This window comes from Streptomyces sp. 378, from assembly GCF_030124145.1.
Lineage (GTDB): Bacteria > Actinomycetota > Actinomycetes > Streptomycetales > Streptomycetaceae > Streptomyces.
This window is the reverse complement of record NZ_JASKMS010000019.1, coordinates 158,273-168,942: the sequence shown is the minus strand read 5'-3', so window position 1 is coordinate 168,942 and position 10,670 is coordinate 158,273. Positions and strand designations below refer to the sequence as shown.

Sequence of the window (10,670 nt, the reverse complement as noted above, 5' to 3'; positions counted from 1 at the left end):
GGTGCGCACGCCGATGCAGTGGACCCCGGACCGCAACGCCGGGTTCTCCTCCTGCGACCCGGGGCGGCTGTTCCTGCCCACGATCATGGATCCGGTCTACGGCTACCAGGTCACGAGCGTCGAGGCGTCCATGGCCTCGCCGTCGTCGCTGCTGCACTGGACCCGCCGCATGATCGAGATCCGCAAGCAGAACCCGGCTTTCGGACTCGGCTCGTACACCGAGCTGCCGTCGACGAACCCGGCGGTGCTGGCGTTCCTGCGGGAGTACGAGGACGACCTGGTGCTGTGCGTGAACAATTTCTCCCGTTTCGCACAGCCCACGGAGCTGGACCTGAGCGCCTTCGAGGGGCGGCACCCGGTGGAGCTGTTCGGCGGGGTCCGTTTCCCCGCGATCGGCGAGCTGCCGTACCTGCTGACGCTCGGGGGCCACGGGTTCTACTGGTTCAGGCTTCGCAAGGAAACCATGTGAAGCCTGAAAAGGGCTGTTGAGGCCTGATGTGCGGGGCGGGCGGCAAACCCCGGCGGCGGGGCGTTTCCTCCGCCCCGCCCGGGGCACGCATCAGTAACACCCCGCCCACCCGCGTGAGCCGGAGGGGCGCCGTCCGGGGCCGGCCGCAGGCGCCGGAGGCGCACCAAACATGGGTGAAAGGACGCGACGCCATGTCGGAAGCCGTCACACGCACCGTCACCACCCCGCCCGGCCTTCTTGCCTCCCTGGATCCGCTGCTGCGGGAATGGCTGCCGCGGCAGCGCTGGTTCGCGGGCAAGGGGCGACCGGTCACCGGGTTCACCCTGGTCGAGGCCACCGAACTCCTCCCGGCCGCGTCCAAGCTGGGCCTGTACCACCTGCTCGTCCGCGCCCACCAGCCCGTGGTGCCGTCCCACGGTGCGCCCGGTCACCCCGGTGACTGCTACCAGCTGCTGATAGGCGTGCGCGAGGCGCTGCCGCCTCGGCTGGCGCCCGCGCTGATCGGACATGTGCCGACGGGACCGCTGGCCGGCCGGACCGTCTACGACGCCCTGCACGACACCAGGCCGGCCGAGCTGCTCCTGGAGGCGCTGCGCACCCGGGCCCGTATCGGCAGGCTCCGCTTCGACCGGGACGCCGGGCAGGACATCCGCTCCGGGCTGGTGCCGCGGGTGGTGACCGCCGAGCAGTCCAACTCGTCGATCGTCTACGGAGATACGTTCATCCTGAAGCTGTTGCGCCGGATCGTGCCCGGGGTCAACCCCGATCTGGAGCTGCCGCTCGCGCTGGCCCGCGAGGGGTGCCCCCGCGTTCCCGCTCCGACGGCCTGGATGGTCGCGGACATTCCCCCCACGGCGGACCCGGTCGTCACGGCGGGCCCGGGCGACTCCGTCGGCCAGCCGTACGTCCTCGGGGTGCTCCAGCCGTTCCTGCAGGGCGCCTCCGACGGCTGGGAGCTGGCCCTGCGCGAGCTGGCCAAAGGCGAGGACTTCGGCGCCGAGGCGCGGGCCCTGGGGCGGGCGACCGCCGAGGTGCACACCGCGCTGGCCCGGGCGCTGCCGACCGTCACACTCGGTCACATGCAGCTGCAGACGATGGTCGACGGCATGATCGAGCGGCTGGACGCGGCCGTCCAGGCGGTGCCCGCGCTGCGGCCGTACGCCGGTGGGCTGCGGTCGGCCTTCACGGCGCTGGGCGATCTCGCCGCCGAGGGCCGCACCTGGACCGCGCAGCGGGTGCACGGCGATCTGCACCTCGGGCAGTGCCTGCGCTCGCCGTCCGGCGAGTGGTGGCTGATCGACTTCGAGGGAGAGCCGGCCCGGCCGCTCGCCGAGCGGCGCATGCCGCAGCCGGCGGTGCGGGACGTCGCCGGCATGCTGCGGTCCTTCGACTACGCGGCCCGCTCGGCCGACCCTCCCCAGCCGGACTGGGCCGAGACCTGCCGTTCCGCGTACTGCTCCGGTTACGCGGAGGCCTCCGGCCTCGACCCGCGCACCGACCCGGTGCTGCTGCGGGCCTACGAGACGGACAAGGCGATCTACGAGGTGGTGTACGAGGCCCGGCACCGCCCCGACTGGCTGCCGGTGCCCCTGGCCGCCATAGACCGGATCGCCTCGTCCGGCCACCTGACCTGACCGACCCCTCGTCCTGGAGGCTCCGCCCGTGACCCCCCGTCCTGAGTCCAGCGGTTCGCATCCCAAGGGCACCGCCGGGGAGAAGATCCCCGAGCAGCCCACGGCCGCGCAGAAGAAGAGCGCCACGAAGAAGACGGCGGTGCCGAAACAGGCAGCGGCGAAGAAGACGGCCGCCGCGAAGAAGGCCGCCGTCAAGAAGACGCCCGCCGCGCAGTCACCTGCGGTGAAGGCCACGGCCAAGAAGGCGGCGCCGACGAAGACGACGGCGAAGACGACGGCGAAGAAAGCGGTGGCCGGGAAGGCGGCTCCCGAGAAGGCGGCGCCGCCCGTGAAAGCGGCGGTGAAGAAGGCGACGCCGGCGAAGACGGCCGCGAAGAAGGCGTCGGCCGAGAAGACGGCGCCCGCCGAGACCGCCGCCAAGAAGGCCGTCACGAAGAAGGCCACCGCGACGAAGGCCACCGCGACGAAGGCCACGGCCACGAAGTCCCCTGCCGCGAAGGCACCGGCCGCCAAGGCGGCCACGCCGAAGGCGACGGCCAAGAAGGGGACCACCAAGAAGACGGCCGTCCAGAAGGCCACCACCGCCAAGGCCCCCGCGAAGAAGGCGCCCGCGGGCAAGGCTCCCATCGGGGCGGCCGCCGCGGAGAAGGCCGCCCCGGCCCAGGTGGTCCCCCCGGAGATGGAGGTCGCCGTCTCGCCCGCCGTCGACGCGGTGGACCGTCAGCGGCTGCTCGACGGTACGCACCACGACCCGCACTCCGTGCTCGGCGCGCACCCGGTGCCCGGCGGTATCGCCTTCCGGGCGTTCCGGCCCTACGCCCTGTCGGTGACCGTCGTCGCCGGGGAGCTCCGCGCCGAACTGCACCCCGACGGCGAGGGGTTCTTCTCCGGCCTGCTGCCGCTGCGCGAGGTCCCCGCGTACCGGCTGGTGGTGGAGTACGAGGGGACGGTGCTGGAGACCGAGGACGCCTACCGCTTCCTGCCCACGCTGGGCGACCTCGATCTGCACCTGATCGGTGAGGGCCGGCACGAGGAGCTGTGGACGGCGCTGGGCGCGCACCCGATGACCCACGAGGGTGTGACCGGCACCCGGTTCGCGGTGTGGGCGCCGAACGCGAGCGGTGTGCGCGTGGCCGGCACGTTCAACTTCTGGGACGGCACCGGCCACGTCATGCGCTCGCTGGGTTCGTCCGGAGTGTGGGAGCTGTTCCTGCCGGACGTCGGCGAGGGCGAGCTGTACAAGTTCGAGATCACCCGGCCCGACGGTTCGAGGACGATGCGCGCCGACCCGATGGCCCGCCACACGGAGGTGCCGCCCGCGACCTCGTCGGTCATCACGTCCTCGCAGTACGAGTGGGGCGACGCCGAGTGGCTGGCCCAGCGCGCCGAGGCCCCTGCGCACGAGGCACCGTTCTCGGTGTACGAGATCCATCTGCCCTCCTGGCGGCCCGGCCTGACGTATCGTCAGCTGGCCGAGCAGCTCCCCGGGTACGTGAAGAACCTGGGCTTCACGCATGTGGAACTGATGCCGGTCGCGGAGCATCCGTTCGGCGGCTCCTGGGGCTACCAGGTGACCGGCTTCTACGCGCCGACGGCCCGGCTGGGCACGCCGGACGACTTCCGGTTCCTGGTCGACAAGCTGCACCAGGCCGGCATCGGCGTCCTCATGGACTGGGTGCCGGCGCACTTCCCGAGGGACGACTGGGCGCTGGCCGAGTTCGACGGCCGACCGCTGTACGAGCACGCGGATCCGCTGCGGGCGGCGCACCCCGACTGGGGCACGCTGGAGTTCGACTTCGGGCGCAACGAGGTGCGCAACTTCCTCGTCGCGAACGCCGTCTACTGGTGCGAGGAGTTCCACATCGACGGCCTGCGGGTGGACGCGGTGGCCTCGATGCTCTACCTGGACTACTCGCGCGAGCCCGGCCAGTGGACGCCCAACGAGCACGGTGGCCGGGAGAACCTGGACGCGGTGGCGTTCCTGCAGGAGATGAACGCGACGGTGTACCGCAGGGTGCCCGGCGTGGTCACGATCGCCGAGGAGTCCACCGCCTGGGACGGCGTCACCCGGGCCACCCACCACCAGGGCCCCAGCGGCTTCGGCGGACTCGGGTTCGGGCTGAAGTGGAACATGGGCTGGATGCACGACTCGCTCCAGTACATGAGCCACGAGCCGGTGTACCGCAAGTACCACCACGGTGAGCTGACCTTCTCGATGGTCTACGCCTACAGCGAGAACTACGTCCTGCCGATCTCCCACGACGAGGTCGTGCACGGCAAGGGCTCCCTGGTGTCGAAGATGCCCGGTGACTGGTGGCAGCAGCGCGCCGGGGTGCGCTCCTACCTGGGCTTCATGTGGGCCCACCCGGGCAAGCAACTGCTGTTCATGGGGCAGGAGTTCGCGCAGGGTGCCGAGTGGTCCGAGGCGCACGGCCCCGACTGGTGGCTGCTGGATCCGGGCTACGGGGCCGAGCCCGACCACCGGGGCGTGCGGGACCTGGTGCGCGACCTGAACACCGTCTACCGGGCGACCCCGGCGCTGTGGCGCCTGGACACGGATCCGGCCGGTTTCGAGTGGATCGTCGGGGACGCCGCCGACGACAATGTCGTCGCGTTCCTGCGGCTGGACCAGGAGGGCGCCCCGGTGCTGGCGGTGTCCAACTTCGCGCCGGTCACCCGCCAGGACTACCGCCTGGGCGTCCCGGAGGACGTCCCCGCCTGGCACGAGGCCGTCAACACCGACGCGGCCCGCTACGGCGGCAGCGACGTCACCAACCCCGACCCGGTCAAACCGGAACCCCAGCCCTGGCACGGCCGCCCGGCCAGCATCCGTCTCACCCTGCCACCGCTGGCGACGGTGTGGCTCCGGCCGGCCTAGGTGGTCCGGGGCTCTTGTGACAGGGCTGTGACCGGAGGTATGGCCTCCGTCACAGCCTGTCCGGTCGGGTGCTGGTGTGGTGTCCGGATGCGTGCCGTCCCGTTCACCTCGCAGATCCCGCCGTGCTGATGGGCTTCGGTGTCTCCGCGGCCTGTGCCGTCGGCGCGCTCGTCGCCGCGGCGGGTGTCGTCGCGATGGCGTTGCCCGGGCGGCCCCAGCCGTGGCCGGTGCATCTGATGCGCCGTGCGGCGGGAGCGGCCGCGTGGGCGGCGGCGGCCGTGTACTCGCTGGGGGCCTCCACCGTGCTGATGTCGGAGCACGCCTTCGGTGACGGCGCGAACTCGATGCCCGCCCCGGCCTGCCGCGACGGCTTCGACCCGGCCACGATGGAGGGCCTGAGCCACCACCGGTCCTCGTTCCTGCCGCTGCGTTTCGACTGCGTCCGCGAGGACGGCTCCGTCTACTCCAGCGATCCGGACTACGTGTGGATGAACGGGGCGAGCGCGTCCCTCGCCCTGTCCGCCGCGCTGTTCGTCATCGGCGCGGGCTACGCGAGCGAGCTGCGGGCCCGCAAGGCGGCCGTGACGTCATGACGCTGCTGCCCCTCTTCGCCGGGCTGGTCGTCGGCTGGGTCGCCTTGCGGGGGCTGCTGACGCATCCGCTGCTGCCGCTGTGGGTGAGGACGTCGGTGTTCTGGGCGGTGCCGCTCACCGCGGTCACCTGGCTGTTCATCATGGCGGCGGACGACCCCTTCCTCTTCCCGGAGACCGCCCCCTGCCCCAGGGAGCCGTACCAGGAGGGGGTCATCGGGGACGGACAGGTATCGGGAGTCTCCACCCCGTTTCCGCCGCGGGCCTACTGCGAGTGGGAGGACGGCACCGTCTACGAGCTCACCCCCGGGGCCGAGTTCCTGTTCTGGGTGTTCTTCGCCCTGACCGTCGTACCGCTCGCCACCGGGCTGTGGCACGCCCTGCGTGATCCGAGGTCGCTGCTGCGGTAGACGGCCCCGCACCCGGCCGGAGGGGGCGGGTACGGGGCCGCTTCGCTACCCGAAGGCCTCCGCCAGGGCCTTCGGCAGTTCCCCGGTGTGCAGCACGCCCAGCCGCTGGGTGGCCCGGGTCAGGGCCACGTACAGATCGCTGGTGCCGTACCGGCCGGGCTCGGCCACGAGGACGGAGTCGAACTCCAGCCCCTTGGCCTGGCGCGGGTCGAGCAGGACGACGGTCCGGGTGAGGTCGGGTTCCGCGCCCGCCGTGACGCCGTCCAGCCGGGCCGCGACGGAGCGGTGCAGGTCGCGCGGCGCGATCACCGCCAGCCGCCCCTCGGCCGGGGTGAGCTCCTCGACCGCCTTGGCGACGGCGCCCGGAAGGTCGTCGGTGGCGCGGGCCCAGGGGCGTACGCCCGTGGAGCGGACGGAGCCGGGCGGTTCGAACCCGGGGTGCTCGGCGCGCACCACGGCCGCCGCGACGTCCATGATCTCGGCCGGGGTGCGGTAGTTGACGCCCAGGCGGGTGTGCTCCCAGCGGTCCTCCACGTACGGGGAGAGGATGTCCGACCAGGAGCCGACCCCGGCCGCCTCCGCGGTCTGCGCCGGGTCGCCGACCAGTGTCATCGAGCGGGTCGGGCTGCGCCGCATCAGCAGCCGCCAGGCCATCGGCGACAGTTCCTGCGCCTCGTCGACGATGATGTGCCCGAACGCCCAGGTGCGGTCGGCGGCGGCCCGCTCGGCGGCGCTGCGGTGGTCGTCCTCCTCGTGCCGTTCGGCGAACCGCTCGGCGTCGATGATGTCGTGCGCGGACAGCACCTCGGAGCTCTCGGGGTCGCCCTCCTCCTTGTCCTCGAACTCGTAGGTACGGGACGCGTACGACACCTCCAGCACGCCCTGCGCATAGGCGATCTGCTGCTCCCGCTCGCGCTGGGCGCGCTCGCGGGCGAGCCGGTCGTCGTCGCCGAGGAGCTCGGCGGCCTCGTCGAGCAGCGGCACGTCCGCCACCGTCCAGCGCCGGGTCACGGGGCGCCGTACCGCGTCGGCGTCCTCGGGGGGCAGGAACTCCTCCGGGGCGGCGAGGAAGTCGGCCACGAGCCGTTGCGGAGTGAGCACCGGCCACAACCGGTCGATGGCGGACCACACTTCGGGGTTCTCGGCGAGGTCGTCGCGGATCTGGGTGATGTCGCTGGGGTCGAGCAGGCTGGACCCGTCGAAGGGGTCGGTGCCGATCCGTTCGGCGTACAGGTCGGTGAGGGCGTTGAGGATGTGCCCCTCGAAGTGCTCCCGGGCGGCGTTGTGCGGCAGCTTCGCAGCGCGGGCGCGGTCGCGCGCGACGCCCACCAGGCCGTCGTCGAGCATGAGGACCTCGCGGTCGTGCTCGATGGCGATCACCGGGTCGGGCAGCGCCTGCCGGCTGCGGACGACCTCGGCGAGCACGTCGGCCATGTCGGCGCGGCCCTTCACGGCGGCCGCCTCGGGCGTGTCGGTGGCGGTCGCCTTCACGCCGGGGTACAGCTCGCCGACGGTCGCGAGGAGCACGCCGGTCTCGCCGAGGGAGGGCAGCACCTCGCCGATGTAGCCGAGGAACGCCGGGTTGGGCCCGACGATCAGCACCGCCCGCTTGGCGAGCAGTTCCCGGTGCTCGTAGAGCAGGTAGGCGGCACGGTGCAGGGCGACGGCCGTCTTGCCGGTGCCCGGGCCGCCCTCCACCACCAGGATGCCGCGATGCGGGGCGCGGATGATGCGGTCCTGGTCGGCCTGGATGGTCTGCACGATGTCGCTCATGCGGCCGGTGCGCGCGGAGTCGAGGGCGGCCAGCAGGACGGCGTCGCCCGTCGGGTCCTCGTGGCCGGTGCGGGTCCGGTCGCCGAGGTCGAGGAGTTCGTCGTGCAGCTGGGTGACCCTGCGGCCGTCGGTGGCGATGTGCCGCCGGCGCCTGAGGCCCATCGGGGTGTGGCCGGTGGCCAGGTAGAAGGGCCGGGCGACGTCGGCGCGCCAGTCGATCAGGACGGGGGTGCGCTCGGCGTCGTCGGTGCGCAGCCCGATCCGGCCGATGTGGTGGGTGACGCCCGAGGTGAGGTCGATCCGGCCGAAGCACAGGGAGCCGTCGACCGCGTTCAGCGCGGCGAGCAGCCCGGAGCGCTCGGCCACCAGGATGTCCCGCTCGAGTCTGGCCTGCATGGGGGTGTTGCCCTGCGCGAGGGCGTCCGTGACGGAGGTCTCGGCGTCGCCGCGCAGCGCGTCCACGCGCGCGTACAACCCGTCGATGAATTCCTGTTCCTGGCGCAATTCATCGTCCGGAAATTCGGTGTTTGACAATTCCACTCCCGCCCGGATATACTGTGCTCACTGAACTTCACCGTGCCTTCGATCAACTTGAAGGCACGAACAAACAAATATACGCAAGGAAATCCCCCGAGCGCAATTTGCTCGGGGGATTTCCTCATGTCGGGCGCATACGGGGCGGTCTTCACAGCACGTCGGCGAGCTCCTCCAGCAGCCGCCGCTTGGGCCGAGCGCCGACCATCGACTTCGCGGGCTCACCGCCGCGGAACACCATGAACGTCGGCATGGACAGCACCTTGTAGGCCTGGGTCGTCTCCGGGTTGGAGTCCACGTCCAGCTGCACGACCTTCAGCCGGTCGCCCTCCTCGCGGGCGAGGGCCTTGAGCACCGGGCCCATCTGCCGGCACGGCGGGCACCAGTCGGCGGTGAACTCCACCAGCACCGGCAGCTCCGCGCCGAGCACCTCCGCCTCGAAGTCCGCGTCCGTCACATCGGTCACCTGAGTCACCATGGGTCCCCTCCCAGCTCGCACACAGGTTCCGGACCGCCCGGAACCTCCGCCTCGGCGGCCAGCTCGGCCCGGGCCAACTGCCGCGCGACCGTCTCCCGCACAGAACTCAGCTGGCCGATGAGCGAGTCGAGCTCATCCAGCTTGCGCCGGTAGACCGCGAGCGACGCCGGACACGAGTCGCCCTCGGGGTGTCCGGCGCGCAGACACTCCACGAAGGGCCGCGTCTCCTCCAGGTCGAACCCGAAGTCCTGCAACGTCCTGATCTGCCGCAGCAGCCGCAGATCGCTCTCGTCGTAGACCCGGTATCCGTTGCCCGTGCGCCGCGCGGGCAGCAGCCCCCGTGACTCGTAGTACCGCAGCGTCCGCGTCGTGGTCCCGGCCCGTGCGGCCAGCTCGCCGATTCGCATGACCCTGAAAGTAATCCTTGACCCCGGCGTCAAGGCAACAGCGGTTTGCGCTCCACCGGGGACGTCAGCACGATCGACGTCGTGGTGCGGCCCAGCGCGGAGACGCCCTCCAGGATCTCCTCCAGGTGGACGGTGTCCCGGACGGCGACCTTGAGGATCCAGCAGTCCTCCCCCACCACGTGGTGCACCTCGGTGATCTCGGAACGCTCGATCAGCTCCAGCGTCCTGGGGTGCTTGAGGGTGTAGCCGCCGTGCGGGTCGACCCGGATGAACGCCTGGATGCCGTAGCCGAGCCGGGCCGGCACGACGTGGGCGCCGTAGCCGCTGATCACACCCGCCGCCTCCAGCCGCCGCACCCGCTCGGTGACGGCCGCGGGGCTGAGCCGGACCCGGCGGCCCAGCTCGCTGAGCTTGATGCGGCCGTCGGTCTGGAGCAGTTGGAGGATCTGCCGGTCCAGCGCGTCGAAGGCCACCGATGTTTCGTCGGCGGCACTGCGCGGATGCCGTGGTTCTTTCGGCGCGGCGGCCTGAACTCCCATGGTTCCCCCTTCAGGGCGTGGATGTACGCCGGGAGAATTATGGCCATGGAAAAGCCCCTGGATGTCCTGGTCATCGGCGGAAACCGTTACGTCGGAAAGCGTCTGATCGCACGACTGCGCGCCGCGGGCCACCGCGTCACCGTGCTGAACCGGGGGTCCTCCCCGTCGCCCGCCGGGGTGGAGCACCTGCTCGCCGACCGCGACGACGAGAAGTCGCTGACCGGCGCGCTCGGCTCCCGGGTCTTCGACGTCGTCGTCGACCAGGTCTGCTACACCCCGCGCCAGGCCGCGATCGCCCGCCGCGTCTTCACCGGCCGTACCCGCCGCTATGTGATGACGTCGACGGTCGAGGTGTACGAGTACGAGGACTCCCCCACCCTCGTGCGCGAGGAGGCCGTCGACCCGGCCAGCGTCGGCGTCGACGCGGACCTGCCCTGGGACGACCCCGCCTTCGCGGAGGCGCACTACGGGGAGGGCAAGCGGCAGGCCGAGGCGGTCCTCGCGGCCGGGCCGGGGTTCGAGTCCACGGTGGTGCGAGTGGCCCATGTGCTGGGCGGGGACGACGACTTCACGGGCAGGCTGGCCCACTACGCCGAGCGGATACGCACCGGCGAACCGATCGCCGTGCCGACGGTGAACCGGCCGGCCACCTATGTGCACGTCGAGGAGATCGCCCGCTTCCTGACCTGGGCGACGGGCGAGGACTTCACCGGGCCGGTGAACGCCGCCTCCTCCGGGACTCTGAGCACCGAGGAGCTGTGCGCGGCGGTGGCCGCTCATGTCCCGGGCGGCCGGGCCGAGTTCCGGCACGTCGAGGTCGGCGAGGTCTCGCCGTTCTCCTTCCGCCGCTCCTACGGCATGGACAACGCCCGGGCGGCCGGGCTGGGCTTCACCTTCACCGATGCCCGGCGGTGGCTGCCGCGTGCCGTCGCCGAGACGCTCGGAAAGGGCGCCTGAC

10 protein-coding genes are annotated in these 10,670 nt (G+C 71.8%); 6 read left to right on the top strand and 4 right to left on the bottom strand.

Going from position 1 to position 10,670, the window contains the following annotated elements:
- The 5 genes from QNO09_RS24955 to QNO09_RS24935 form a co-directional block, all read left to right on the top strand.
- On the top strand, nt 1-469 hold a 469-nt coding region (locus QNO09_RS24955), incomplete at its 5' end, for an alpha-glucosidase C-terminal domain-containing protein (protein ID WP_283972471.1).
- A gap of 191 nt (nt 470-660) precedes the next feature.
- Nucleotides 661-2,103, top strand: a complete 1,443-nt coding sequence (locus QNO09_RS24950; protein WP_283972470.1) for a maltokinase N-terminal cap-like domain-containing protein — start codon at nt 661-663, stop codon at nt 2,101-2,103.
- A gap of 28 nt (nt 2,104-2,131) precedes the next feature.
- Nucleotides 2,132-4,981: a 1,4-alpha-glucan branching enzyme gene (gene glgB / locus QNO09_RS24945; RefSeq protein ID WP_283972469.1), complete on the top strand. Its 2,850-nt coding sequence runs from the start codon at nt 2,132-2,134 to the stop codon at nt 4,979-4,981.
- Between the two features lie 128 nt (nt 4,982-5,109).
- Complete coding sequence (locus QNO09_RS24940; protein WP_283972477.1) at nt 5,110-5,574, top strand: hypothetical protein; 465 nt, start codon at nt 5,110-5,112, stop codon at nt 5,572-5,574.
- On the top strand, nt 5,571-5,981 hold the full coding sequence (locus QNO09_RS24935) for a hypothetical protein (protein WP_283972468.1): 411 nt from the start codon (nt 5,571-5,573) through the stop codon (nt 5,979-5,981). The genes QNO09_RS24940 and QNO09_RS24935 overlap by 4 nt, the downstream gene beginning before the upstream one ends.
- Nucleotides 5,982-6,026: 45 nt before the next feature.
- Here the strand turns inward: QNO09_RS24935 and QNO09_RS24930 are convergent, their stop codons facing one another.
- The 4 genes from QNO09_RS24930 to QNO09_RS24915 all read right to left on the bottom strand — a co-directional run bounded on the left by QNO09_RS24930 (nt 6,027) and on the right by QNO09_RS24915 (nt 9,712).
- Nucleotides 6,027-8,288 carry a HelD family protein gene (locus QNO09_RS24930; protein WP_283972467.1) on the bottom strand — a complete coding sequence of 754 codons (2,262 nt, stop codon included), beginning with the start codon at nt 8,286-8,288 and terminating at the stop codon, nt 6,027-6,029.
- Between the two features lie 151 nt (nt 8,289-8,439).
- Entirely contained in the window at nt 8,440-8,766 is a 327-nt protein-coding gene (locus tag QNO09_RS24925) for a thioredoxin family protein (protein ID WP_283972466.1), read from the bottom strand.
- Nucleotides 8,760-9,173, bottom strand: coding sequence for a MerR family transcriptional regulator (locus QNO09_RS24920; RefSeq protein ID WP_283972465.1), 414 nt, complete (start codon nt 9,171-9,173; stop codon nt 8,760-8,762). Before QNO09_RS24920 ends, QNO09_RS24925 begins: the two co-directional genes overlap by 7 nt.
- Before the next feature lie 29 nt (nt 9,174-9,202).
- Nucleotides 9,203-9,712 carry an Lrp/AsnC family transcriptional regulator gene (locus QNO09_RS24915; protein WP_283972464.1) on the bottom strand — a complete coding sequence of 170 codons (510 nt, stop codon included), beginning with the start codon at nt 9,710-9,712 and terminating at the stop codon, nt 9,203-9,205.
- 45 nt (nt 9,713-9,757) lie between these two features.
- Between QNO09_RS24915 and QNO09_RS24910 the strand changes: the two genes are divergently transcribed.
- Entirely contained in the window at nt 9,758-10,669 is a 912-nt protein-coding gene (locus QNO09_RS24910; RefSeq protein WP_283972463.1) for an NAD-dependent epimerase/dehydratase family protein, read from the top strand.
- The last annotated feature ends 1 nt before the right edge of the window (nt 10,670 follow it).